27 protein-coding genes are annotated in these 25,184 nt (G+C 63.5%); 4 read left to right on the top strand and 23 right to left on the bottom strand.

Annotated elements, in window-relative coordinates; genetic code table 11:
- Window positions 1-32: 32 nt before the first annotated feature.
- Entirely contained in the window at window positions 33-1,094 is a 1,062-nt protein-coding gene (locus B5G40_RS02735; RefSeq protein WP_087398682.1) for a hypothetical protein, read from the bottom strand.
- Complete coding sequence (locus B5G40_RS02730; protein WP_087398681.1) at window positions 1,084-1,635, bottom strand: RNA polymerase sigma factor; 552 nt, start codon at window positions 1,633-1,635, stop codon at window positions 1,084-1,086. The genes B5G40_RS02735 and B5G40_RS02730 overlap by 11 nt, the downstream gene beginning before the upstream one ends.
- A gap of 155 nt (window positions 1,636-1,790) precedes the next feature.
- On the opposite strand from B5G40_RS02730, the gene B5G40_RS02725 reads away from it, so the two are divergent.
- Together B5G40_RS02725 and B5G40_RS02720 are read left to right on the top strand one after the other, a co-directional pair.
- Entirely contained in the window at window positions 1,791-2,168 is a 378-nt protein-coding gene (locus tag B5G40_RS02725; protein WP_087327158.1) for a BlaI/MecI/CopY family transcriptional regulator, read from the top strand.
- Entirely contained in the window at window positions 2,165-4,498 is a 2,334-nt protein-coding gene (locus B5G40_RS02720) for a M56 family metallopeptidase (protein WP_087398680.1), read from the top strand. The genes B5G40_RS02725 and B5G40_RS02720 overlap by 4 nt, the downstream gene beginning before the upstream one ends.
- Window positions 4,499-4,561: 63 nt before the next feature.
- On the opposite strand, the gene B5G40_RS02715 is transcribed toward B5G40_RS02720, so the two are convergent.
- Complete coding sequence (locus B5G40_RS02715) at window positions 4,562-5,068, bottom strand: amidase domain-containing protein (RefSeq protein ID WP_087398679.1); 507 nt, start codon at window positions 5,066-5,068, stop codon at window positions 4,562-4,564.
- 99 nt (window positions 5,069-5,167) lie between these two features.
- On the bottom strand, window positions 5,168-6,133 hold the full coding sequence (gene fba, locus B5G40_RS02710) for a class II fructose-1,6-bisphosphate aldolase (RefSeq protein ID WP_087389440.1): 966 nt from the start codon (window positions 6,131-6,133) through the stop codon (window positions 5,168-5,170).
- Window positions 6,134-6,265: 132 nt separating this feature from the next.
- On the opposite strand from fba, the gene B5G40_RS02705 reads away from it, so the two are divergent.
- Complete coding sequence (locus B5G40_RS02705) at window positions 6,266-7,507, top strand: 6-phosphofructokinase (protein ID WP_087398678.1); 1,242 nt, start codon at window positions 6,266-6,268, stop codon at window positions 7,505-7,507.
- Between the two features lie 98 nt (window positions 7,508-7,605).
- Here B5G40_RS02705 and leuB read toward each other — a convergent pair whose 3' ends face one another.
- From leuB to leuC, 3 genes are all read right to left on the bottom strand, one after another.
- Window positions 7,606-8,682, bottom strand: a complete 1,077-nt coding sequence (leuB, locus tag B5G40_RS02700) for a 3-isopropylmalate dehydrogenase (RefSeq protein WP_087398677.1) — start codon at window positions 8,680-8,682, stop codon at window positions 7,606-7,608.
- The gene (locus B5G40_RS02695; protein ID WP_087187950.1) at window positions 8,679-9,164 is read right to left on the bottom strand and encodes a 3-isopropylmalate dehydratase small subunit; all 486 of its coding nucleotides are present in this window, start codon (window positions 9,162-9,164) and stop codon (window positions 8,679-8,681) included. Before B5G40_RS02695 ends, leuB begins: the two co-directional genes overlap by 4 nt.
- A gap of 149 nt (window positions 9,165-9,313) precedes the next feature.
- Window positions 9,314-10,573 carry a 3-isopropylmalate dehydratase large subunit gene (gene leuC, locus B5G40_RS02690; RefSeq protein ID WP_087398676.1) on the bottom strand — a complete coding sequence of 420 codons (1,260 nt, stop codon included), beginning with the start codon at window positions 10,571-10,573 and terminating at the stop codon, window positions 9,314-9,316.
- A gap of 130 nt (window positions 10,574-10,703) precedes the next feature.
- Between leuC and B5G40_RS02685 the strand changes: the two genes are divergently transcribed.
- Window positions 10,704-11,321 (top strand): Crp/Fnr family transcriptional regulator, encoded by a 618-nt coding sequence (locus tag B5G40_RS02685; RefSeq protein ID WP_087398675.1) that lies wholly within the window; start codon window positions 10,704-10,706, stop codon window positions 11,319-11,321.
- Between the two features lie 72 nt (window positions 11,322-11,393).
- Here B5G40_RS02685 and B5G40_RS02680 read toward each other — a convergent pair whose 3' ends face one another.
- Genes B5G40_RS02680 through B5G40_RS02610 form a run of 16 tightly spaced genes read right to left on the bottom strand, consistent with a single transcriptional unit; the run spans window position 11,394 to window position 25,182 of the window.
- Window positions 11,394-11,912 carry a TRAP transporter small permease gene (locus B5G40_RS02680; RefSeq protein ID WP_087398674.1) on the bottom strand — a complete coding sequence of 173 codons (519 nt, stop codon included), beginning with the start codon at window positions 11,910-11,912 and terminating at the stop codon, window positions 11,394-11,396.
- 12 nt (window positions 11,913-11,924) lie between these two features.
- A complete protein-coding gene (locus tag B5G40_RS02675) occupies window positions 11,925-13,232 on the bottom strand; it encodes a TRAP transporter large permease (protein WP_087398673.1) in 1,308 nt (435 codons plus the stop codon).
- A 45-nt stretch (window positions 13,233-13,277) separates the two neighbouring features.
- Window positions 13,278-14,312 (bottom strand): TRAP transporter substrate-binding protein, encoded by a 1,035-nt coding sequence (locus B5G40_RS02670; protein ID WP_087398672.1) that lies wholly within the window; start codon window positions 14,310-14,312, stop codon window positions 13,278-13,280.
- 43 nt (window positions 14,313-14,355) lie between these two features.
- A complete protein-coding gene (locus tag B5G40_RS02665; protein WP_087398671.1) occupies window positions 14,356-14,565 on the bottom strand; it encodes an acetyl-CoA carboxylase biotin carboxyl carrier protein subunit in 210 nt (69 codons plus the stop codon).
- A 54-nt stretch (window positions 14,566-14,619) separates the two neighbouring features.
- Entirely contained in the window at window positions 14,620-15,834 is a 1,215-nt protein-coding gene (gene madB / locus B5G40_RS02660) for a Na+-transporting malonate decarboxylase, carboxybiotin decarboxylase subunit (protein WP_087398670.1), read from the bottom strand.
- Between the two features lies 1 nt (window position 15,835).
- The gene (locus B5G40_RS17070) at window positions 15,836-15,976 is read right to left on the bottom strand and encodes a hypothetical protein (protein ID WP_164496939.1); all 141 of its coding nucleotides are present in this window, start codon (window positions 15,974-15,976) and stop codon (window positions 15,836-15,838) included.
- A 13-nt stretch (window positions 15,977-15,989) separates the two neighbouring features.
- Entirely contained in the window at window positions 15,990-17,531 is a 1,542-nt protein-coding gene (locus B5G40_RS02655) for an acyl-CoA carboxylase subunit beta (RefSeq protein WP_087398669.1), read from the bottom strand.
- A gap of 4 nt (window positions 17,532-17,535) precedes the next feature.
- Window positions 17,536-17,940: a methylmalonyl-CoA epimerase gene (gene mce / locus B5G40_RS02650; RefSeq protein WP_087398668.1), complete on the bottom strand. Its 405-nt coding sequence runs from the start codon at window positions 17,938-17,940 to the stop codon at window positions 17,536-17,538.
- A complete protein-coding gene (gene meaB / locus B5G40_RS02645) occupies window positions 17,921-18,901 on the bottom strand; it encodes a methylmalonyl Co-A mutase-associated GTPase MeaB (protein WP_087398667.1) in 981 nt (326 codons plus the stop codon). Before meaB ends, mce begins: the two co-directional genes overlap by 20 nt.
- Window positions 18,898-19,302, bottom strand: coding sequence for a cobalamin B12-binding domain-containing protein (locus B5G40_RS02640; RefSeq protein WP_087398666.1), 405 nt, complete (start codon window positions 19,300-19,302; stop codon window positions 18,898-18,900). The genes meaB and B5G40_RS02640 overlap by 4 nt, the downstream gene beginning before the upstream one ends.
- Window position 19,303: 1 nt before the next feature.
- Complete coding sequence (locus tag B5G40_RS02635; RefSeq protein WP_087398665.1) at window positions 19,304-20,950, bottom strand: acyl-CoA mutase large subunit family protein; 1,647 nt, start codon at window positions 20,948-20,950, stop codon at window positions 19,304-19,306.
- 35 nt (window positions 20,951-20,985) lie between these two features.
- Window positions 20,986-21,327, bottom strand: a complete 342-nt coding sequence (locus tag B5G40_RS02630) for a cupin domain-containing protein (RefSeq protein WP_087398664.1) — start codon at window positions 21,325-21,327, stop codon at window positions 20,986-20,988.
- A 15-nt stretch (window positions 21,328-21,342) separates the two neighbouring features.
- A complete protein-coding gene (locus tag B5G40_RS02625; RefSeq protein ID WP_087398663.1) occupies window positions 21,343-22,548 on the bottom strand; it encodes a thiolase family protein in 1,206 nt (401 codons plus the stop codon).
- Between the two features lie 10 nt (window positions 22,549-22,558).
- Complete coding sequence (locus B5G40_RS02620; RefSeq protein WP_087398662.1) at window positions 22,559-23,518, bottom strand: 3-hydroxyacyl-CoA dehydrogenase family protein; 960 nt, start codon at window positions 23,516-23,518, stop codon at window positions 22,559-22,561.
- Between the two features lie 22 nt (window positions 23,519-23,540).
- Entirely contained in the window at window positions 23,541-24,383 is an 843-nt protein-coding gene (locus tag B5G40_RS02615; RefSeq protein WP_087398661.1) for a 3-keto-5-aminohexanoate cleavage protein, read from the bottom strand.
- 19 nt (window positions 24,384-24,402) lie between these two features.
- Window positions 24,403-25,182 (bottom strand): SDR family NAD(P)-dependent oxidoreductase, encoded by a 780-nt coding sequence (locus tag B5G40_RS02610; protein WP_087398660.1) that lies wholly within the window; start codon window positions 25,180-25,182, stop codon window positions 24,403-24,405.
- Window positions 25,183-25,184: the final 2 nt, after the last annotated feature.

The raw sequence follows: 25,184 nt of genomic DNA, 5'->3' as shown, positions 1-25,184 counted from the left end.
GGGAACCGCAAAAGCGGTTCCCGTTTTTTCTGTCAAAATGGGGGCAGCTGGATCTGATAGCCGCCGCACCGGACATAGGCCACCTGTTCCAGATCCAGAGGTGTGTCAAAAACCTGCACCGCGCAGCCGTTCATGTCGGGTGCACCTTTATTCAGGGCAGAGACGGTACTCCCGTCCTTGAGCACCACCTCCATAGGTCCCACACCGGGCCATATCCTGGGGTCATTGGACTGGGTGGCAGTATAGCGGGCGGTGAGGCTCAGTGGGGTAAGGGTCATTTCCTCCAGCGTAATGGTAAAGTCGTAGGTCTCGTTGGTCCAGGTCATCCCAGCCACGTCCAGCTCCAGGCTGGTCCCCTGACCGCACAGCCCAAGGTCCAGTACGAACTCGCCCTCAAAGATGGAGGTATAGTCCTTGTCCGGCGTCTGAAGCCACAGCCCGTGGAGGGTGAGATACAGGGGCTGATCCCCGTTAAAGACGGTGCCGTCCGGGTCGGAGGCCAGCCACAGCACCAGGTCCTTTTCGTTGTCAGTAGGATCGTCGTCGGGCAGCACGTCCAGCGAGGATGTGTAGTCCAGCTTGGTGCCGTCAGCCGCCTTCAGGGAGAGGAAGTGCTCCTGTTCTGGGCTAAACAGCTGATAGTAGCCCTCCTCCTCGGTGTAGTCGGGCAGGACTACCCCCTCCGGGGCCTGGATGTGCAGGCGCAGATAGCAGAATTGCCGGTCCGCCAGGATGGCCACCGGGGTAATGGTGGCTCCGTTGCTGGTGACCCCGCCCTCAAAGGCGGCCCCCATCTGGTCCACTGCCTCCAGCTGGGCGGAGGTGAGGGGCTGGGCGTCGTCGGTAAAGTAGTCCTGGAACATCTCCCCCGCCCCCAGGACGCGGCTTACCGCCAGGGCAGACACGGTGAGGACCGCCGCCACGGCGGCCGCCGTCAGCAGCCGCACCGGCAGCCGGCGCCGTTTGGTTTTCTTGTCTGTCATTCGTTTCATGGTCATCTCCCTGATTCGAGACGAGGAATAGGGGTTCTCTTCGTCCAGGTCCAGAGGCTGGGCTTGGTAATCCTCCAGCAGGTCGAACCAGTCACGCTTCATGTACATATCCCTCCCTCGTCAACTGTTCCTTCAGCTTCATTCGTCCCCGCCGCAGCTTGGTCTTGACGGTGGACAGATTCAAGTCCATCCGTTGGGCGATCTCCGGCATGGTCTGGGCGTAATAGTAATAGCGGAGAAAGATCTCCCGCTCCTGGTGGGGCAGGGCGTCCACCGCCGCCCGCACCAGCTGCCCCTCCTCCGCCCGGGCCAGCTGATCTGCCGGGTCGGCCTGGCCGGGGATCTCCAGAGCCTCCCCCTCCAGGGGCAGGGTCCGCCCCGTCTGACGCAGCCTGTTGCGGGCCTTGTGCCGGGCCACGGCGGCCAGCCATACCTTGATCTGGCCGGGCCGCAGGTCCTCCGCCTGGTCCCAGGCAGCCAAAAATACGTCGGACACCACCTCTTCCCCGTCCTCCAGCGGCATGGCGCGGCCCAGAATGTGCCACACCACGGCAGAGACATAGGGCAGATAGGCGTCCATCAGGGCCTCCAGCCCCGCCGGGTCTCCCGCCCGCAGTTGTCTGATGATGGTCGTCTCTCTCATAAGGTCACTCCTTCGGGAAGTGGAAAGCGCTTTCGTCTATCATATCACCACAGAGTCCGGAAAAGTTTCAGCAAATTTGGTTGACAACTGTCTACCATTGTGTTATGCTCCAATCAGAAGAGGTAGACAACTGTGCACCAATGGAGGGATGCCCTATGAAGATCCACCTGTCCGACGGCGAATGGAAGCTGATGGACCGCCTGTGGGAGGACGGTCCGGCCACCATCACCCAGCTGACCCACGCGCTGGAGGGGGAGACCGGCTGGTCCAAGCACACCATCATCACCATGCTCTCCCGGCTGGAGGCCAAGGGGGCGGTGACCCACCATGAGGAGGGCCGGGCCAAGGAGTATACCCCCCTGCTCCCCCGCCAGCAGGCGGAGGAGACCGCCACCCGCCACTTCCTGGACAAGGTGTACGGCGGCAGCCTGGGGTTGATGATGAGCGCCCTGGTGGACAGCCGGGCGCTGACCCAGGAGGACATTGACCAGCTCTCCGCCATTCTGGAGCAGGCAAAGGAGGAGTCGTCATGAAAGAAGTGATCCTCACCGCGTCGGTGTTGATCCTGGCCCTGATCCTCTTCCGGTTTCTTTTCCGCACCGCCATCCCCCGCCGGGTACAGTACGCCCTGTGGGCGCTGGTGCTGGTGCGGCTGCTGGTGCCGGTACAGCTGCCAGCCCTGCCCGTTGTTTCGGTGCTGGATGTGAGCCAGCAGGCCGGGCAGCAGCTCACCGCCGTATTGGAGCGGCCGGTGGAGGTCCCCACCCAACCGGCCGCCGAACCGATTCCGGATAACACCCAGACCCAGGTGATCCAGGACATCCCCACCGCCGGAGAGAGCAACGCCGTTCTCCCCGCTCCCACCGTCTCCCTGGCCCAGGTGCTGGATGTGGTGTGGAAGGTGGGCATGGCCGCCATGGCCGCCTTCTTCCTCCTTGCCAACCTGCGGTTCCGGCTGAACCTGCGCAAGAGCCGGGTGCCCTTCCCGGTGGAGGGCTGTCCCCTGCCGGTGTATCTCAGCGACCGGCTCTCCTCCCCCTGTCTGGTGGGGCTGGCGCGGCCCGCCATCTACCTGACCCCCACCGCCGTCCAGTCGGACCGTCTGGACTATGTGCTCCTCCATGAGCGCACCCACGCCAAACATCTGGACCCCCTGTGGGCCCTGCTGCGGTGTGTGTGCCTCACCATCTACTGGTTCCACCCCCTGGTGTGGGCGGCGGCCCTTCTGTCCCGCACCGACTGCGAACTGGCCTGCGACGAGGGAGCCATGGCGGAGCTGGACCACAGCGGGCGGCTGGCCTATGGCCGCACCCTGCTGGCCCTGGTGCCGGTGCGGGGCAGACCGACCAATCCCCTGCTGGCCGCCACCACCATGACCTCCGGCAAGCGGCAGATGAAGGACCGCATCACCCGCATCGCCCACCAAAAGCGCCCCATCCTGGCCGCTGTGCTGGCGGCGGTGCTGCTGGCAGGTCTGGCGGCGGCCTGTACCTTCTCGGGACCCCGGACCGCTGTATATGAGGATGGGATCTTCACCCTGTCCCTTTCCGACCTGTCCCCCTATTCCGCCCCCGCCGTGCCCCAAAATCCCACCGTCGAGCAGCACTTCGACCTGGACTCCTATGGTGAGGACGGCGAAACCCCACCCTGGACCATGCGGGAGGGTCCCAGGAGCGAAAACGCCGGCGCCATGCTCTTCCTACAGCGCAAGCAGTCCGGAAGCATGGATGGGCTGCAGGAGACCTACCAGCTGTTTTACTACCTGGACCTGATGGGCACCGACGGTTTCATCACCTCCTACCCCGGCGTGCCGTCGGAGCGGCAGGATGAATGGTTCTACGACCTGTTTGCCGTGGACGAGGAAGGAAACCGGTCCCTGCTGGCGGAGACCTACGGCAGCGCCGGCGGTCAGCTGCTGACCCAGGACCTGAACGGGGACGGGAAGGAGGAGCTGATCACCGACCGGCAGCTTCTCCTCCAGTGGGAGGATACCCTCTATGCCGTGAACTACGCCGACCTGCTGGCCCAGCGCTGGCCCGCCTTCCGCACCCTGGAGGGGGCCAGACTGTCCGCCAGAGGCAGCTGTATCCTGCTTTCCGGCACGATGGAGGATGAAACCGGCACCACCACCTCCTTCCTGCGCACCCTCACCTTCAGCGGTGACACCCTCACGGTGGACCAGCCTGCCGCCGGGAACGGGGAGCCTGTCGCCGTTCCCCTGGAGGAGCTGACGGTGTATGAAGAACTCAGCGATCCCCAACCCGAGCCCTGGAGGGAGTCCACCCGGTTCGGCTCCAATTTCGACGACCAGTTCTACTTCGGCATCTACACCCTGGAGGACGGCACCTGCGTCCCCCGGATCACCCTGGAGAATGATGACGTGGTGCCCTCCTTTGACCGTCTCCCCCTGGGGGTTGTGTCCGGCAACCGGTGGCTGGACGACTTTCCCGCCCTGCTGGGCTACCAGGGCCTGCTGGCGGGCTGGAGCAATGACTCCAAGGAGGTCAACTGGACCATCGACCTGTACCGGTGGAACCAGGAGGAAGGTCTGGTCCGTTTCCTGCGGGCAGAGAGTACCCTCCTGGGAAATGTCCGCATCCTGGACCTGAACGGGGACGGAGACTGTGAGCTGATCACCGACAAGCAGCTCTTCTTCCGCCAGGACGGGACCATCTACACCGTCACCTATGCGGACTTTTTAAAGGAGCACTGGCCTGCCTTCCGCAGTCTGGACACCGCCGCCGCCGACCCGCTGGAGGGCTGCGTGGTGCTGGCGGGCACCTGCCAGGACGAAAACGGCCAGACCGTCTCCTTCTTCCGGCAGCTCTATCTGGAGGACTCCGGCCTGATCCTGGGGGATTGACCCCAATGAGAAAAGGCGGGCGGCCATGTGGCCGCCCGCCTCTTTGCGTCTCTATGAAACGCCCTATGTCTCCCGCCAGCCCCCCAGCACATGGAGGTACCGGATGGCCCGAAAGGCGTAATTCCCCAGGGGCTTCCGGTCCACGTCGTAGGAGTGGGCGGCCACCAGGGTATTGCGCAGGGTGGGCCGTGCCCCCACCTGGACCACCACGGCGGTATGGGTGAATACGTCCCCCTGGGGGCTGAGCTGGACGATATCCCCCGGCAGCAGCAGGTCAAGACCGGTCTCCACGGCGTAGGGGCCGGGGCGCGCCTGGGTCTGGGTCAGGTAGCGGTAGAGAAACTCCACTCCGGTCCAGGCCGGGGCCTTGTTGTTGGCGTCCAGGTAATACCATCCGTATTCCGGGGTATAGTCCATCACCCCGATGCCGGCGTACAGGCACTGGGAGGCGAAGCTGGTGCAGTCGCCCCCCACCTCCTCATAGTCGTAGTAGGCCGGGTTGCGGCCAAAGGCCCAGCGGTGGGCGTAGCGCACGGCGGCACGGCGGTCGTATGGAACAGGCTCCCACATAACAATTCTCTCCCTTCCCGCTATTCTATGCGGCAGCGGGTCAGGGTGCAAAAAAAGGAGAGGGTCTCCCCTCTCCTTTTCTGTGGTGATTTTGTTGGATCAGGCCTTGCCGTCGCAGCCCAGAACGTAAACCAGCTTGTGCTTCACCAGCTCCTTGATGGCGGCACGGGCGGGCTTCAGGTACTCACGGGGGTCGAACTTGTCGGGATGATCGTTGAAGAACTTGCGGATGGTGCCGGTCATGGCCAGGCGCAGGTCGGAGTCGATGTTGATCTTACACACAGCGCCCCGGGCGGCCTGACGCAGCTGCTCCTCGGGGATACCCACGGCGTCGGGCATCTTGCCGCCGTTCTCGTTGATCATCTTCACGAATTCCTGAGGCACGGAAGAGGAGCCATGGAGCACGATGGGGAAGCCGGGCAGACGCTTCACGACCTCGTCCAGGATGTCGAAGCGCAGGGGCGGGGGAACCAGCTCGCCCTTCTCATTGCGGGTGCACTGAGCGGCGGTGAACTTGTAAGCGCCGTGGCTGGTGCCGATGGCAATGGCCAGGGAGTCACAGTTGGTCTTGGAGACAAACTCCTCCACCTCTTCGGGACGGGTGTAGTGGGAGTCGGCGGCGGACACGTTGACCTCGTCCTCCACGCCGGCCAGAGCGCCCAGCTCGGCCTCGACGACGACGCCGTGATCGTGGGCGTACTCAACCACCTTCTTGGTGATCTCGATGTTCTCAGCGAAGGGCTTGGAGGAGGCGTCGATCATGACGGAGGTAAAGCCGCCGTCGATGCAGCTCTTGCAGGTCTCGAAGCTGTCGCCGTGGTCCAGATGCAGGCAGATGGGCAGGCCGGTCTCAATGATGGCGGCCTCAACCAGCTTCACCAGATAGGTGTGGTTGGCGTAGGCGCGGGCGCCCTTGGAAACCTGGAGGATCAGGGGGGCGTTGACTTCCTTGGCAGCCTCGGTGATGCCCTGGACAATCTCCATGTTATTGACATTGAAGGCGCCGATGGCGTAGCCGCCGTTGTAGGCCTTCTGGAACATTTCCTTAGTAGTTACGAGAGGCATAGTTGTCATCTCCTTTTCTTGATGCACCATGATTTTAACAGGTCTCCTTGATAATTTCAAGAGGACGTGGTATGATATTCCCGCAAAATCTAAATTTGTAAAAAATTTTTCATTCAACAGGAGGCAACTTTCATGAGTGAACTGAGAGGCGCTTGCATCATCGGCCAGTCCGGCGGCCCCACCGCCGTCATCAACGCCAGCGCTCTGGGCGTGATCCGTACCGCCCTGGACACCGACTGCATCACCCGGGTGCTGGGCGCCGCCCACGGCATCAAGGGCGTGCTGGACGATAAGCTGTATGATATGGGCCAGGAGGACGCCGCTGAGCTGGATCTGCTCAAGTACACCCCCTCCTCCGCCCTGGGTTCCTGCCGCTATAAGCTGGCCGACCCCGACAAGGACGACACCGACTATAAGCGTATCCTTGAGATCTTCAAGAAGTACGACGTGCGCTACTTCTTCTATAACGGCGGCAACGACTCCATGGACACCTGCAACAAGATCTCCAAGTATATGCAGAAGGTGGGCTATGAGTGCCGCATCATGGGCGTGCCCAAGACCATCGACAACGACCTGAACGGCACCGACCACTGCCCCGGCTTCGCTTCCGCCGCCAAGTATATCGCCACTTCCTGCGCCGAAGTGTGGCAGGACGCCCACGTCTATGATACCGGCATGGTCACCGTCATCGAGATCATGGGCCGTCACGCCGGCTGGCTGGCCGGCTCCGCCGCCCTGGCCTCCCTCACCGGCTGCGGCCCCGACCTGGTCTACCTGCCTGAGACCGACTTCGACATGGATCAGTTCGTCAAGGACGTGACCGACATCTACAACAAGACCGGCAAGTGCATGGTGGCCGTGTCCGAGGGCATCCACTATGCCGACGGCCGCTTCGTGTCCGAGGCTGAGACCTCCGCCACCGACGGCTTCGGCCACGCTCAGCTGGGCGGCCTGGCTGTCAAGCTGGCCGACATCATCAAGAACAAGACCGGCGCCAAGGTCCGCGGCATCGAGCTGTCCCTGCTGCAGCGCTGCGGCTCTCACGTGGGCTCCAAGACCGACATCGACGAGGCCTTCCTGGCCGGTAAGACCGCCGTGGAGGCCGCTGTGGCCGGCACCACCGACAAGATGGTGGCCTTCCAGTGCACCCGCGACGGCGGCTACAAGTGCGAGACCGTGCTGCAGCCCCTGGACATCGTGGCCAACTTCGAGAAGAAGGTGCCCCGCGAGTGGATCAACGAGGCCGGCAACGGCGTGAAGCAGGAATTCATCGACTACGTCCTGCCCCTCATCCAGGGCGAGGCCAACGGCCCCAAGGAGCACTCTCTGCCCCGCTTTGCCCGCCTGAAGAAGGTCCTGACCGTCGATATGTAATCCAACGACAGAAAAGAGCCGTTCCCACCATGGGAACGGCTCTTTTTATATACTGATAAAAAAGAAGAGGCGGCAGTGCCGCCTCTTCCCTGTTTTCCTTAAATCTTGGCGCAGATGAGATCGCCCATCTGCCTGGTGCCGATGGGGGTGACACCCGGCTCGGCGATGTCGGCGGTGCGCCAGCCCTCGGCCAGCACAGCGTCCACAGCGGCCTCCACCGCATCGGCCTCGGCGGCCAGGTGGAAGGAGTAGCGGAACATCATGGCCACCGACAGAATGGTGGCGATGGGGTTGGCCTTGTCCTGACCGGCGATGTCGGGGGCGGAGCCGTGGATGGGCTCGTAGAGGCCGGGAGCGGTGTCGCCGATGGAGGCGGAGGGCAGCAGGCCGATGGAGCCGGTGACCATGCTTGCCTCGTCGGACAGGATGTCGCCGAACATATTCTCGGTGACCACCACGTCAAACTGGCCGGGATCACGGACCAGCTGCATGGCGCAGTTGTCCACCAGCACGTCCTCGTACTGAACGTCGGAATACTCCTCCGCCAGACGGTGCATGACAGAGCGCCACAGGCGGGAGGTTTCCAGCACGTTGGCCTTGTCCACGGAGGACACCTTCTTGCGGCGGAGCCGGGCCAGCTCAAAGGCACGGCGGCCGATGCGCTCGATCTCCTTCTCGGAATAGGCCATCCGGTCGGCACACTCCACGCCCCGGTCGGGGGTGTCGTACTTCTCCCGCCGGCCGAAGTAGATGCCGCCGGTGAGCTCACGGACCATCATCAGGTCGATGCCCTTCTCGGCGGTCTCCTTCTTCAGGGGGCAGGCGTCCGCCATGGCAGGCCGCAGGGCGGCGGGGCGCAGGTTGGCGTACAGGCCCAGGTCCTTGCGGATGGCCAGCAGGGCGGTCTCGGGCCGCTGCTCGGCAGGCTTATCGCTCCCCCACTTGGGGCCGCCCACCGCGCCCAGCAGCACGGCGTCGCAGGCCTTGCACTTCTCAGCGGTGCCGTCGGGGTAGCTCTTCCCCACCGCGTCGGTGGCGCAGCCGCCCAGCAGCACGTCCTCATAGGTAAAGGTATGGCCGAATTTCCTGCCCACGGCCTCCAGCACCTTGACGGCCTCACCCACTACCTCGGGGCCGATGCCGTCGCCCCGGATCAAAGCGATTTTGTAATTCATTTCGCCACACCTCGCGCTTTCAGGGAGTTAAGCAGGCCGCCGGCCTGGATGATGTTGTCCACGAAGGCCGGGAAGGGCGCGGCCTGCCAGGTCTTGCCCTGGGTCTCGTCGGTGATGGTGCCGGTGGCAAAGTCCACGCTAACGGTGTCCCCCGCCTGGATGGCGGCGGCAGCCTCGGGGCTCTCCATGATGGGCAGACCGATGTTGATGGCGTTGCGGTAGAAGATGCGGGCGAAGGAGGGGGCAATGACGCACTTCACGCCGCAGGCCTTGATGGACAGGGGCGCGTGCTCCCGGGAGGAGCCGCAGCCGAAGTTGGCTCCGGCCACGATGATGTCGCCCTGCTCCACGGTGGAGGCGAAGTTGGCGTCAATGTCCTCCATGCAGTGGGAGGCCAGGGATTTCTCGTCGGGGGCGTTGAGGTACCGGGCGGGAATGATCACGTCGGTATCCACGTTGTCGCCGTACTTATATACTTTCAAGGATGTCACCCTTTCTTATTTGGTGCCTTGGGACCCGCCGCAGGCGGGACGCGCCAAGTGGCGCGTGCAAGCGTTTTGCTCTGCAAAACCTTGCCGCAGGGGCAATTCACTTGCCCCGAGGAAGAAAAATATGGGGGCCCGAACGCTGTTTACAGCGTTCGGGGATCGGCGACCACGCCCGCCACCGCGGAAGCGGCGGCCACGGCGGGGCTGGCCAGAATGATCTCGGAGGACACGGGGCCCATGCGGCCCACGAAGTTGCGGTTGGTGGTGGAGATGGCCCGCTCGTTGTCGGAGAGCACGCCCATATGGCCGCCCAGGCAGGGGCCGCAGGTGGGGGTGGACACGGCGCAGCCCGCCTCGATGAAGGTCTGGATCAGGCCCTCGGCCATGGCGTCCAGGGTGATCTGCTGGGTGGCGGGGATGACGATGCACCGCACCCCGCCGGCCACCTTACGGCCCTTGAGCACCGCTGCCGCCTGCCGCAGGTCGTCCAGACGGCCGTTGGTGCAGGAGCCGATCACCACCTGGTCGATGTGGGTGCCCTCCACCTGGTCGATGGTGCGGGTGTTGGAGGGCAGATGGGGCAGGGCCACCGTGGGCTGGAGGGTGTTCAGGTCAATGACGATCTCCTGGTCGTACACGGCGTCGGGGTCGGCCTCCACCGCCTCCCACTCACGGGTGACACGGCCCTTCAGGTAGGCACGGGTCTTGTCGTCCACCGGGAAGATGCCGTTCTTGGCGCCCGCCTCAATGGCCATGTTGGCGATGGTGAAGCGGTCGTCCATGGATAGCTCCCCTACCCCTTCCCCGGCGAACTCCAGGGACTTGTACAGAGCGCCGTCCACGCCGATCATACCGATCAGGTGGAGGATCACGTCTTTACCGGACACATAGGGCTGGAACTTGCCGGTGAGGGTGACCTTGATGGCGGCGGGCACCTTGAACCAGGCAAGGCCGGTGGCCATGCCGGCGGCCATGTCGGTGGAGCCCACGCCGGTGGAGAACATACCCACCGCGCCGTAAGTACAGGTGTGGGAGTCGGCGCCGATCATGCACTCACCGGGGGCGGTGAGGCCCTTTTCCGGCAGCAGAGCGTGCTCCACACCCATGCAGCCCACGTCATAGAAGTGGGTGATGTCAAATTCCTTGGCAAATTCCCGGGCCTGGGCGCACAGCTGGGCGGACTTGATGTCCTTGCAGGGGGTGGAGTGGTCCAGCACCAGGGCGATCTTGTCTTGATCAAATACCTGAGTCAGTCCCGCCTTGCGGAACTCGGTGATGGCGACGGGCGCGGTGATGTCGTTGCCCAGCACCAGGTCCAGCTTGGCCTCCACCAGCTGGCCGGGTACCACCTGGTCCAGTCCGGCGTGGCGGGCCAGGATCTTTTGGGTCATGGTCATTCCCATACGAGGGCGCCTCCTTATTTCTTGTTGGTATCAGCATACCATACCCCCTTGCCAGAAGAATGTAAACCATGCTACAATCTTACCGTAAGGGCAGGGCTTGTCCCCGTCCGCCCGAAAGGAGGAAACCGCCATGCTGCGCAACATCTGGACGCCTCTGGCCGACGGCCAGCCCATTCTGCACAAGGAGCCGGGAGAGCTGATCTATCTCCAGGACACCCGGGCGGATTGCTTTTATTATATTGTATCGGGCACCGCCAAGTGCTTCATCAGTTCCCCCGAGGGCGAGGAGCGTATCCTCACCCTCCCCCATGCCGGCGAGCTGATGGGCGAGGCCGCCTTCTTTGACGGCCAGCCCCGGGTATCCTCCGCCATGGCGGTGACCAGATGCCAGCTGGTGGCGGTGGACCGGCAGCACCTGACCCAGGTCTTTGCCGCCCATCCCGATCTGGCCATCGCCATGCTGGAGGACCTGGCCCGCCGTGTGCGGATGCTGTCGGGCCATGTGGACGGGGACTTTCTCCAGGCAGACAAGCGCATCGCCCGCCACCTGCTGACCATCCTGCCCTGGCCGGAGGATACGGTGCGCTGCACCCATGAGGAGATCGGCGCCTCCGTGGGCGTGAGCCGGGTAACGGTAAGCCGGGTGCTGGGCGAGTTCGATAAAAAGGGCTGGATCAGGACGGGCTACAAGAGCCTGAAGCTGACAGACCGCCGGGGCCTGGAGGGCTTTTTGCAGGATGAACACTGAAAAACGAAACGCGTGGGTCTCCGTAATGGGAGTCCCACGCGTTTCGTCGTAAGAGGGAATGGAAAGGTATCTTTACCAGTGGGCCTGGACCTCTTCCGCGTACTTGTCGCTGAAGATGGCCATGGCCGAGAGAATGGTGTCGTAGATCAGCACCGCAAGGAAGACGATCATACAAATGGCTTCCACATAGTAGAAGGGGGCCAGGGGGAAATGCAGGATGTCGGATACCGCGCCCTTGGTCACCTGCCGGGCTGCCCGGAAGAAGGTGGCGTAGGTCATCAGGCCGGCCAGCACGGTGGAGAGCACATTGCACAGGAAAAAGGGAATGAACTTGCTGCGGCCGGGAAAACGCTCGATGAGCAGCGTCATATGGATGTGGGTCTTATGGACCTGGCCGTAGGCGAAAGAGGCGAACACGGTACACATCAGGGTACACTGAGAGATCTCGTAGGCGCCCAGGATGGACTGACCGGTGATCTTGTTCATGATCACGTCCGCCACGTTGAGCAGCATCAGGAAGGCCACGCCGATGAAGCTGACCACGGCAAAGCCGTTGGCGGTCTTGTTCAATACCAAACCAAATTTTTTCATCACAATACCTCCCTACCCTGCCAGCAGACTCGGCACAAAGGTGGCGATACTGGGGAAGATCACCAGCAGGATGATGGTGACAAACAAGGTTCCGATGAAGGGCAGGATGCCTTTGAACACCGTGCCCAGGGATATCTTCTTGTCGATGCCCTTTACCACAAAGCAGCACATACCAACCGGCGGCGAGATGGAGCCGAAGTTCATAACCAGGATCACATAGATGCCGAACCAGATGGCGTCGAAGCCCAGGGCGGTGACGATGGGGTAGAAAATGGGCACGGTCATCATCATCATGGCCATTGCGTCCATGATCATGCCCAGGAACACATAGATCAGGGTGATGAGCAGCAGGATCAGATACTTGGAGACGTGCATACTCTCGATGGTGGAGGCCAGGGTCATGGGCAGCTGGGTGATGGCCAGGAAGCTGCTGAACACGCTGGCGCCAATGACGATGAGGAAGGTCATGGCGAAGGTGCGGGTGCATTCCTGGAGGGCGCTGAAAATGTTCTCCTTATTAAAGGTACGGCCGGGGAAGATCATCATCAGCATGGCCAGGAAGGAGCCGATGGCGGCGGACTGGGCCACGGAGAACCAGCCGGAGAACATACCGCCCAGCACGATGCCGAACAGGAACACCACGCCCAGGATCTCCTTCAGGGAGCAGATGCGCTCCTTCCAGGAGCACTTGGAGGTGGCGGGGGCCAGACCGGGGCAGATCTTGCACCAGATCACGATGGTGACCACGCCCAGGGCGGCCTGGAGGATGCCGGGCAGGATACCGGCGGAGAACAGGGCGTTGACCGACGTGGTGGTGAGCACCGCGTACAGGATCATGGGGGTGCTGGGGGGAATCAGAATACCAAGGGTGCCGCCGAAGGCGATGGAACCGGCGGAGAGGCGGTCGTCATACCCGGCCTTCCGCATTTCGGGCAGAGCCACGGTGCCCATGGTGGCGCAGGTGGCGGGGGTGGAGCCGCAGATGGCGCCGAAACCGGCACAGGCGGCCACAGTGGCGCCGGCCAGGTTGCCCGGCACACGGGAGAGCCACTTTTTACTGAAGTCGAACAGGCCTGAGGACAGCCTGGCCCGGTAGGCAAAGTTGCCCATGAGGATAAACAGGGGTACGACGATCATGCTGTAGCTGCCCGCCTGGGTGGAGGGCACAGTGGAAAGAACGGAGATGGCTGCCTTCACGTTGGTCATGGCCGCAAAGCCGATGAAGCCTACGGACATGAGCGCCATGCCGATGTTCATTCCCATGAAGATCAGCACCAGCAAAGCCGCAATGCCGATCAAACCGACGATGGTTGCATCCACAGGGAAATCCTCCTATCTTCGTAGTTGATACCCAAGGGGTCTGCCCTACTCGGCATATCTGTCATAAGCTGCCTGGCAGGACTCATAGTATTCGTAGGCGTCAAAGCTGTCGGTGGAATACTGCTCCGCCCAGCTGGACGCATAGGCGCCGGCCACCTGCTGGAAGCGCTCACGGTCCTCCTCGGGGATCTCAGCCATGACGCAGCCGCTGTCCAGCAGATCCTGCATATTCCCCTCCGCCGTGGCGTCCCACATCTCGGCAAACTTGAGGGAGGCATCCAGACCGGACCACTCCTCAAAGACCGCCTGATACTCCGGGGGCAGGGAGTTCCAGGTATCCTTGTTCATAATGGTCACAAAGGGAGCCTGGAACATCTCCACATCCAGCACGGACTTGGTCACCTCGCCCAGGCTGTAGTCGGCCACGCCGGTGGGCTCCAGCGCATAGCCCTGGATGTTGTTCTTGGAGATACCGTCGTAGATGTCGTTGGGAGACATGGAAATCACATTGCAGCCCAGGTCGCCCAGCACCTCGGCGATGCCGCCGCTGGGAGAGCGGATGGACAGGCCGTTCAGGTCGTCCAGGGAGTCGATTTCGGTGTTGGTGTACACGTAGTTCACCGGGTTGGGGAACATGACCAGGACCTTATAGTTGGACCACTCATCCCGCATCTCGGGGTACTGCTCCCACAGGTCCCACAGAACCTTGGTGCCCTGGACGCAGCTCTGGGCGCCCTGGCCGGGCACGGAGATCACGTCGGTCAGGGGGTACTGTCCGTAATAGAAAGAGGTAAACAGCCAGCCGATGTCGCAGGCGCCGTCGGACACCATGTCAGCCACGTCGGTGGAGGAAGCCAGAGTGCCGGAGCCGAAGAGGCTGATCTTCACATGGCCGTCGGTTTTGGCTTCGATATCGTCAAACATGGCCTGGAACTGGCGGCCGATGGGGGTGTCGGCAGCCGTGTGCATGGAGAAGGTCAGATGATAGTAATCTTCTGTACTTCCCTGCTCCTTGCTTCCGCAGGAGGCCAGGGCAAAGGTCAGCGCGAGGGCGAGGATCAGTGCAGATATTCGTTTCATATCATTTCTCCTGTCTGAGCTGTTCGTCTGGCGGCGGGCCGGTTTACTCGATGGTCAGCAGTACCGCGCCGGATTTCACCTTGTCGCCCACCGCAACCTTGACTTCCTTGACGGTGCCCTCCTTGGGGCAGGGAATGGGCTGCTCCATCTTCATGGCCTCCATAGTGCCCAGGATATCGCGGACTTTCACGGCGTCGCCGGCCTTGACGTTGAGGGCGATGATGGTACCGGGAATACGAGCTTTCACATCCATGATTGATTCCTCCTGAATAATTATTCATATTGTACTGTAACTGTCAATGGTAACCTATACCAGGTGAATGGTGGTGACGAAGATACCGGCGGCAATGGCCGAGGTGATGACGCCGGAGATGTTGGCGCCCATGGCCACCGGCAGAATGATGGCGAAGGGGTTTTCATCCTGGGCGGCGTGCTGGGCCAGCTTGGCGGTGGTAGGCACGCAGGACACGCCTGCGATGCCGATGGTGGGGTTGAAGTCCTCCTTCCTGGCCTTGTGGACCAGGTAGACGATCCAGCCGCCGATGAGGCCGCCCACGGCGGACACCGCCAGGGCCAGGATACCGATGACCAGGATCACGATGACCGTGGGGTTGAGGATGGTGGACGCCTCGCACAGCACGCCCAGGATCAGCCCCAGGAAGAAGGTACCGAAGTAGGACAGGCCCTCCTCCAGCAGCTCGGTATATTTGTTGATCTTGGCCTCCTTGACGGCCATACCGATGAAGAAGGACAGGATCAGGGGGGCGGCCACCGGCAGCAGCAGGCAGAGCACCGCACAGGTGATGATGATGAACAGGAACTTGGACTTGCGGGAGACCTCGGGCACGTCCACGTACATATCGATGCCCCGGTACTTTTTGGGCACCAGCGCCTTGATGATGTAGGGATAACCGCCGTAGGTCAGGCTCAGATAGAGGTATGCGATGATGGAGATGGGAACGAAGAGTTCAGGGGCCATCATCAGCGAGGAGAAGAGCACCATGGGGCCGTCTGCGCCGCCAATGGTGGCCATGGCGGCGGACTGCTCAGGGGTCAGGCCGAAGCCCATAACGCCCACCAGCAGGGCCACGAAGGTGCCCATCTCGGCGAAGATGGCGATGATCATGGAGCTCCAGGGCTTGGCCAGCAGGAAGCTGATCTCACTGCGGGCGCCGATGCCCATAAACACCAGACAGGCGATGAGGCCGTTGGAGAAGGTCAGGTTGTAGATGGGCTGCAGGAAGTTGATCTGCATGGTGTCCACAATGGCGGCCGCGTCGGAGACCAGGGGGTCCAGCAGCAGGTTGCCCACCGACCCGGAGGTCAGGAACATGGTGCCGCAGTTGACGGCGATCATGCCCAGGCCCATAGGCACCATGATGAGGGGTTCCAGGGTGCGCTTGAAGCCCAGCACCGCCAGCACCACGCCGAAAATGATCAGCACGATACGGGCCACGGCAATGGTGGGATCTACGGCAAAGAAGGTCCCAATACCGGGAAACAGCTGTAAAAAGAATTCCATGTTAGCCTTCCTCCTCCCCTTCGTCCTCCGCGCCCTCTGAGCGCCCGGTCAGTTTGCTGATGCCCACGATGATGGCCACCACCAGCAGCGAGATCACTGCGGTCAGACCGTATGTCATTAAGGTATAAGGGATAATGCCCATACTTCTCCACCTCTCACAGCGGCATATTGCCGCGGGGGTGCGGCTGCCGTTCCTTCTGCTCCAGCAGTTCCAGCGCCTCCATCAGGAAAGCGCGGGTCTGGGCGGGGTGGATCACCAGATCCACAAAGCCACGGGCGGCCGCCATATAGGGGGTTGCAAACTGCCGGGAATAGAGTTCGATCTTCTCCGCACGGGCGGCCTCCGGGTCCTCCGCGGCCTGGATCTCCTTGCGGAACACCACATTGGCGGCGCCGGCGGCCCCCATCACCGCGATCTCGGCGGTGGGCCAGGCGTAGACAAAGTCGGCGCCCAGGTCCTTGGAACACATGGCCAGGTAGGAGCCGCCGTAGGCCTTGCGGAGCACCACCGTCAGCTTGGGCACCTCGGCCACCGAGTAGACGTACAGCAGCTTGGCTCCGTGGCGGATGATGCCGGCGTGCTCCTGGTCGGCGCCGGGCAGGAAGCCGGGCACATCCACCAGGTTGACCAGCGGCACATCAAAGGCGTCGCACAGCTGGATGAACCGGGCCGCCTTGTCCGAGGCGTTGATGTCCAGGCTGCCGCCCATGGAGAAGGGCTGGTTTGCGATGACCCCCACGCTGCGCCCGCCGATGCGGCCGAAGCAGGTGACGATGTTGTCGGCGTACCAGGGCTGCAGCTCCATGCAGCTGTCCGGGTCCAGAATGGCGTCGATGACGTCGTGAACGTCGTAGGGCAGATTGGAGTGGTCGGGAATCACCCCGTCCAGCTCCGGGCGGTTCTCATCTCCCGGCACATAGGGCATCCGGGGGGGCTTCTCCCCCGCCCTGGAGGGCAGGTAGCCCAGCAGCTTCCGCACCGCCTGGAGGGCCTCCTCCTCGCTTCCGGCAGCCAGGTGGGCCACGCCGGAGACCGTGGTGTGGGTGTCGGCTCCGCCCAGCTCCTCGCCGGAGATTTCCTCGCCGGTGGTGGCGGCAATGACGGAGGGGCCGGTGATGAACATCTGGCTCTCCTTGTCCACCATGATGATGAAGTCGGTAAGCGCCGGAGAGTAGACCGCGCCGCCGGCGCAGGGGCCCATGATCACCGAGATCTGGGGGATGCGGCCGGAGCAGCGGGCATTGCGGTAGAAGATCTGGCCATAGCCGGACAGGGCGTCCACCGCCTCCTGGATACGGGCTCCCCCCGAGTCGCACAGGCCCACCACCGGACAGCCGGCGGCCAGGGCCATATCCATGATCTTGCAGATCTTGGCGGCGTGCATCTCACCCAGAGAGCCGCCCTGGGCGGTGAAGTCCTGGGCGTACACAAACACGGTGCGTCCGTCCACCTTGCCGTAGCCGGTGACCACGCCGTCGGCGGGGATGTCCTTCTCCCCCATGCCGAAGGCGGTGCAGCGGTGGCGCACAAAGCGGTCCACCTCCGTGAAGGTGCCCTTGTCCAGCAGCATCTCAATGCGCTCCCGGGCGGTCTGTTTGCCTAGCTTATGCTGCTTGTCCACGGCCTTGGGGCCGCCGCAGGCCAGCACTCTGGCGCTCTCCGCCTCCAGCTGGGCGATCTTTTCCGATGTGGTCATGGGCTCACTTCCTTTCGCACAGTTCCAGCAGTACGCCGTGGGTGGCCTTGGGATGGAGGAAGGCGATGCGGGCGCCGCCGGCGCCATAGCGGGGAGTCTGATCAATCAGGCGGACCCCTTTCTCCTTCAATTCCGCCAGGGCGGCGTCAATGTCGTCCACCCGGATGGCGATGTGCTGGATGCCCTCGCCGTTCTTCTCGATGAAGCGGGCAATGGGGCCGTCGGGAGAGGTACTCTCCAGCAGCTCCAGCTCACTGTCGCCGCAGGGGAGGAAAGCAACCGTTACCTTCTGCTCCTCCACCACCTCTGTACCCTTGCTCACAAGGCCCAGGGTCTGCTCGTACCACTGGATGGCCGCCTCCAGATCCTTGACCGCAACGCCTACATGATCAACTCTCGTGCATTCCATAACCGGAACCTCCCATGTTTATCTGCCGTACAAACTCCTCTGCCCACTGATAGGGGCTTCCCTTTCGCGCTTGAAAGGTCTCCATGGCCTGCCGGAAATCCGCCCCCTCCAACAGGGGCGCCAGCAGCCGTCGTTCCATACCGTCCCGGATCTGGGTGAGCAGCTCGCTTTGCAGCCGAATTGTCCGGCGGCGTGCCAACTCGCCGGAGTCCTCCAGCTGCCGGAACCGCTCCTCCATGGCCCGGCACAGCTCTGCAACGCCCTGATTCTGGGCGGCGGACACCAGAAGCACAGGCAGTTCCTGCTTGTCCTCCTCGCCCAGACTGAGCATGGTCCGCAGTTCATTTGCGGTGCGGTCCGCCCCGGGCCGGTCGGCCTTGTTCACCGCGAACAGGTCGCCGATCTCCAGGATGCCCGCCTTGATGGCCTGAACGTCGTCCCCCAGGCCGGAGACCGTCAGCACCAGCACCACGTCGGCGGTCTCCACCACCGCCACCTCGGACTGGCCTACGCCCACCGTCTCCACCAGGATCAGGTCAAAGCCGCAGGCGTCCAGCACATGGATGGCACCGGAGCTGGCGGGCGACAGGCCGCCCAGCCTGCCCCGGGTACCCATGGAGCGGATGAACACGCCCTCGTCCAGGGTCAGCTCCCCCATCCGCACCCGGTCGCCCAGGATGGCTCCTCCGGTGAAGGGACTGGTGGGGTCCACCGCCAGGATGCCCACCCGCAGGCCGGCCTGCCGCCAGCACTTGGTCAGGGCGTTGGTCAGGGTGCTCTTTCCGGCCCCCGGCGGGCCGGTGATGCCGAATACCCGGGCGCGCCCCGTCCGGGGCCAGACCTGGTCCAGCACCGCCCGGGCAGTGCCTCCCCCCTCCTCTACTCCGCTGATGAGTCGGGCTGTTGCCCGCTTGTCACCGGCGCGGGCCCGGGTCAGGAGGGCATCCCAGTCCCGGGTCATTCCTTGGCTCCGCAGCGCTCCCGCAGGAAGTCCACCGTCTCGGAGGTGGGGGTGCCGGGGGTAAAGACCTCGGCCACACCGGCCTGCTTCAGGCCGGGAATGTCCTCCTCGGGGATCACGCCGCCGCCAAAGACCAGAATATCGTCCGCGCCCTGCTCCCGCAGCAGCTCAATGACCCGGGGAAACAGGTAGTTGTGGGCGCCGGAGAGCAGAGACAGCCCCACGGCGTCCACATCCTCGGCGATGGCCGCCGCCACGATCTGCTCGGGACTCTGGCGCAGGCCGGTGTAAATGACCTCAAACCCGGCGTCCCGCAGCGCGCGGGCTACTACCTTGGCCCCCCGGTCATGGCCGTCCAGACCGGGCTTGGCAATCAAAACGCGGATCTTCTTCTCACTCATCTCAAAGCACCTCCATGGGGCGATACTCCCCAAATACCTTCCGCAGTTCTCCACAGATCTCGCCTTCGGTGCAGTACACCCGGGCGCAGTCCAGAATGTAGGGCATCAGGTTGCCGGTGCCCTGGGCGGCGGTACGCAGGGCCTCCAGGCGCTGACGCACCAGCACGTTGTCACGGCCCGCCTTCATGGCCTGAAGCTTTTTGATCTGGTTTTCGGCCACCGAGGAATCGATGTGCATCAGGCCCTTGACCGGAGGCTCTTCGATGGTGAATTTGTTGACGCCCACCACGATCTGCCGGCCGGATTCCACCTGCCGCTGATACTGGTAGGAGCTTTCGGCGATCTCCCGCTGGATGTAGCCCTGCTCCACCGCCTTCACCGCGCCGCCCATCTCGTCGATCTTGGCGATATAGGCCTCGGCGGCGGCCTGGAGCTCATCGGTCATGTGCTCCACATAGTAGCTGCCGGCCAGAGGGTCGATGGTGTCGGCCACGCCGCTTTCGTAGGCCACGATCTGCTGGGTCCGCAGGGCGATGCGCACCGAGTCCTCCGTGGGCAGGGCCAGGGCCTCGTCCCGGCTGTTGGTGTGCAGGGACTGGGTGCCGCCCAGTACGGCGGCCAGGGTCTGGATGGCCACACGCACGATGTTGTTGTCGGGCTGCTGGGCGGTGAGGGTGGAGCCGCCTGTCTGGGTGTGGAAGCGGAGCATCATGGACCGGTCCTTCTTGGCGTGGAAGCGATCCTTCATGATCTTGGCCCACAGCCGGCGGGCGGCCCGGTACTTGGCCACCTCCTCCAGCAGGTTGTTGTGGGCGTTGAAGAAGAAGGACAGCCGTCCGGCGAAGTCGTCCACGTCCATGCCGGCCTCCAGGGCAGCCTCCACATAGGCAATGCCGTCGGCCAGGGTGAAGGCGATCTCCTGAGCGGCGGTAGCCCCCGCCTCCCGGATATGGTAGCCGGAGATGGAGATGGTGTTCCACTTGGGTACGTTCTGGGCACAGAACGCAAAGGTGTTGGTGATCAGCCGCATGGAGGGGGCCGGAGGGAAAATATAGGTGCCCCGGGCGGCGTACTCCTTGAGGATATCGTTCTGGATGGTGCCCTTCAGGGCGGAGGCGGGTACTCCCTGCTTCTCCGCCGCGGCGATGTAAAAGGCCAGCAGCACCGCAGCAGGGGCGTTGATAGTCATGGAGGAGCTCACCTTATCCAGGGGGATGCCCTGGAACAGCGTCTCCATATCCGCCAGAGAGTCGATGGCCACGCCCACCTTGCCCACCTCGCCGTGGGCCATGGGGTCGTCCGAGTCGTAGCCGATCTGGGTGGGCAGGTCAAAGGCGATGGAAAGCCCCGTCTGTCCCTGCTCCAGCAGATACTGGTAGCGCTTGTTGGATTCCTCCGCCGTGGCAAAACCGGCGTACTGGCGCATGGTCCAGAAGCGGCCCCGATACATGGTGGGCTGGATGCCCCGGGTAAAGGGGTACTGGCCGGGGTAGCCCAGCTTCTCCTCATAGCTGCCCGCCGCATCTTCCGGCGTGTACAGCCGCTCCACCGGGATGCCGCTGCTGGTCTCGAAGTCAGTCCGGCGTTCCGGGTTCTTTTCCAAAGCCTTTGCCACGGTCCCGGCTTCCCACTGTTGCTTCCCGTTCATTTCATACACTCCTTCTGCTCTGCTGGTAGTCCGGCTCAGGCCAGGAACGAGATGACCAGCATCTTGGCCACAATGTCGCCGGTGTTCTTGCTCTCACGGCCCTGTTCAGGGCTGAAATGGATGGAGTCGCCGGCGTGGAGAACGTGCCGGGCGCCGTCGTCGGTGGTGACGGTCATCTCCCCTTCCACGATGTAGTACAGCAGCTCCTTGGGGGACTTGGCCATCTTGGCGCCGCCGCCGGGCTGGAAGTGGGACAGGCCCAGGGTGATGTGGCCGTCCACATCGGCGGCGTCGTGGAGCCGGGTGGCCAGCATATCATAATGACCGGCAGCCTCATAGGGCTTGGCCTGATCGGCCATTGTCACAAAATAACTCATGTTGTATTCCTCCTGTTATTGAATGGTCTCCACGACCGTGGCCATGCCCATGCCGCCGGCAATGCAGAGGGTGGCAAGGCCATAGCGCAGGCCGCGCTTGTTCAGTTCGTGCACCAGCGTCACCAGGATGCGGCTGCCCGAGGAGCCGATGGGATGGCCCAGGGCGATGGCGCCGCCGTTGACGTTGATGATGTCGGTCCGGTTCTCCAGCCCCAGCTGGCGGATACAGCCCAGAGACTGGGCGGCAAAGGCCTCGTTGAGCTCGATGAGCTGGATGTCATCCAGGGTCAGCCCGGCCATCTCCAGAGCCTTCCGGGTGGCAGGCACGGGGCCCAGTCCCATAAAGCGGGGGTCCACACCGGCGGAGGCCACGCTGACGATGCGGGCCAGAGGTTTGAGCCCCAGCTCACCGGCCAGCTGGGCGTCCATCAGCACCAGCATGGAGGCGCCGTCGTTGCGCCCGGAGGAGTTGCCCGCCGTCACGGTGCCTTCGGGCGGAAGGAAGGCGGGTTTCAGCCGGGAGAGGGCCTTCATAGAGGTCTCCCGGGGAAATTCGTCGGTATCGAAGGTGATATCGGGCTTTTTGCGGCCCTGGGGCACCGTCAGGGGAACGATCTCATCCCGGAATCGGCCGGAGGCGATGGCGGCCCGGGCCTTCTCCTGGGAAGCCAGGGCAAAGCGGTCCTGCTCCTCCCGGCTGATGTTCATTTTGGCGGCAATGTTCTCCGCCGTGATGCCCATGTTGAACCGTCCGTAGATGTCCTGGGGCTGGGAACAGAACTGGGCCTCGGTGAGGGAGTCCTTCAGCTGGGTATTTCCCGTCCCCACGCCCCAGCGGGCGTCGGACAGATAGAAGATGGCGTTGGACATACTCTCGGTGCCGCCGGCCAGTACCACCCGGTCCTGTCCGGTGCGTATGGCGTTAAAGCCGCAGTTCACCGCCAGCATACCGGAGGCGCAGGCACACATGACGGTGCTGGCCGGTACCGACTCGGGAATGCCCGCCTGGAGGGCGGCCACCCGGGCGGTGTTGGAGCAGTCGGAGGACTGGCGGCAGTGGCCCAGAAAGACCTCGTCCACCTGCCCCGGCTCCAGGCCGGTGCGCTCCAGGGCGGCGGTCATCACCGCTCTGGCCAGCGCGTCGGCCTTCAGGGGCTTCAGGCTGCTTCCAAAGGAGCCTACCGCCGTGCGGCAGGCGTCTACGATCACCACATCTCTCATGGCGGACCTCCTAAATGGTGGTATCGATTAGATCGCCGGTGGCCCGCAGCACCTGGAACAGCAGGTGATCCCGCCTGGCGCACAGCTCTTCCCGGCTGCGTCCGGCATAGTCGTAAAAGCCCTTGCCGGTCTTGACCCCCAGCTCCCCCTTGTCCACATGGTCAAAGAGGGCCGCCGGGTGCTTGCTGGTCTCGGGCATGACATAGCTGCCGTTGACGATATTGCTGGCGCTGATGTCCAGGCCGGTAAAGTCGTACCGCTGCACCAGGCCCAGCACCATGCCGCGGGGCATCAGAGAGGCCTTGACCGCCAGATCCAGCTGCTCGGGGGTGCAGACGCCCTGCTCCAGCAGGTAGAACACCTCGGTGTTCAGCAGAATCTGGAGCCGGTTGATGATGTAGCCGGGCACATATTTCTCCAGCCGGACCGGCTTTTTGCCGCAGGCGCGCAGCAGGGCCAGAATGGTCTCCATGGTCTCCTCGGAGGTCTCCTCCCCTTTTGCCACCTCCACCAGAGGCAGGATCTGGGGGGGCGCGAACCAGTGGGCGGCGGCAAAGTTGGCTTTGCGGCCCTCAGGGGCCAGCTTGAAGGGGTCCAGCGAGGAGGCGTTGGACACCAGGATACCCTCCGGGGGCAGCAGCTCGTCCACCTGGGCAAAGACGGAGCGCTTGATCTCCGGTTTTTCCGCCACGGTCTCCTGGACGAACTGAACTCCGTCCAGGGCCTCGGCCAGCACATCGGTAAAGCTGACCCGGCGGTATACGGCGTCTGCCTCCTCCACGGAGAGCAGATCTTCCCGCACATAGGTGTCCAGATTGGCCAGCAGCATCTCCCGTGCCTTGTCCAGAGCGGGCTTGCTGATGTCGTACAGGCGCACTTCCCGGCCGCTCATGGCGTAGCTCTGGGCGATGCCGGGACCCATGGTGCCCGCGCCCAGTACCGCGATGCGCTTGATATCTTCCAGTTTCATTGCCGGTATCCTCCCCTGTACATCAGACGTGCTTGGTCAGACCCAGAATGGACCGGGCCTCGTCGGGCGTTGCAATGCTCCGGCCGGCCAGCTCGCCCAGCTTAATGGCACGCTCCACCAGGGAGACGTTGGTGGCCAGCACGCCCTTCTCCATAAGGATGTTGTCCTCCAGGCCCACCCGCAGGCCGTCGCAGCCCTCGGCCAGGCCGATGAGCATACAGGGCATATGGTCCCGGCCGATGCCGGTGATGGACCAGGTGGAGCCGGGCTGCATCTTGGGCAGCAGGTAGGCCAGGGAATCGGCGTTGCCCCGCATACCGCCCGCCACGCCCAGCACGAACTGGTAGTGGATGGGGCCCTTGAGCACGCCCTTCTTCACGTAGTAGTCCACGTTGCCCATCATGCCGCCGTCGAAGATCTCGCATTCGGGCTTGATGCCCAGCTCCTGCACGTCATGGCCCAGCTGCTCCAGGAAGGCGGGGGTGTTGGTGAACACATAGCTGTTGGCCCAGTTCATGGTGCCGGGGTCGTAGGAGCACATCTCGGGCTTGAGGATGGGCAGGTGGGCCCGCCGTACGTCCTCGGGCCACTTGGAGCCGGAGGTGGTCAGGTTGAGCACCGGGTCCACCCCGGCCTTGGCGCACTCCTCCCGGACCAGATCCACCACCTGGCAGAAGCGCTTGGTGTCCATGGAGTTGATGCCGTTCTCGTCCCGGACGTGGATGTGGATCACCGCGGCGCCGGCCTTGGCGCAGGCCACGGCGTCCGCTGCGATCTCCTCCGGGGTGATGGGCACATAGGGGGTCTGGGCCTTGGTGGTGCCCGCGCCGCACAGAGCAGCGGTAATGATCAGTTTCTTTCCCATGTCGGCTGCCTCTTCTCTGTTAGCCGACCGCGGTCAGGCCGCCGTCGGGATAGATAATATTGCCGGTCACAAAGTCGGAGGCGGGGCTGGCCAGGAACACGGCAGGACCCACGCAGTCCCGAGGCACGGCCATCCGGCGCATGGGCAGGGCTTCGGCCTGCTGCTTGCGGTAGGCGTCGCCGCCCCGCTGCTCGATGACGGCGGTCATCATGGGGGTCTCGGTAACGGTGGGGGCAATGGCGTTGACGGTGATGCCGTGGGGGCCGAACTCGGAAGCCAGCTGACGGGTCATCATGTCCACGGCGCCCTTGGTGCTGCAATAGGCGGCGTTGCCGGGGGCGCGGGTGGCGATCTTGCCGCGGACGGAGGAAACATTGATGATCTTGCCGTAGCCATGCTCCATCATCTGCTTGCCGAAGTGCTTGCAGCACATCATGACGCCGGCCACGTTGACGCTGAGCATCTGCTGGAACACCGCCATGTCAAAGTCCTGGGCGGGGAACTTCTTGTTCAGGCCCTGGGAGTTGACCAGGATATCCACCTGGCCCATGTCCTTGACGGTGGCGGCCACCAGCGCCTGCACGCTCTCCTCGTTGGAGGCGTCCACGGTGTACCAGCTCACGTCCTTGCCGCAGGCTTCCTTGATCTCGGCGGCGGCCCGGATCAGGGACTCCTCCTTCCGGCTGGCGATGGCCACCTTGGCGCCGGCCTCGGCCAGACCCTGGGCGATGGCCTGGCCCAAGCCGCCGGCGCCGCCCACCACTACTGCGTTTTTACCCGCGAGAGAAAACAGTTCCATGT

Origin of the sequence: Flavonifractor sp. An9 (assembly GCF_002161245.1) — a bacterium.
In the GTDB taxonomy this organism is placed as follows: Bacteria; Bacillota; Clostridia; order Oscillospirales; family Oscillospiraceae; genus Flavonifractor; species Flavonifractor avicola.
Note: the sequence above shows the minus strand (reverse complement) of the source record. Positions and strands in the feature narration are given on the sequence as shown.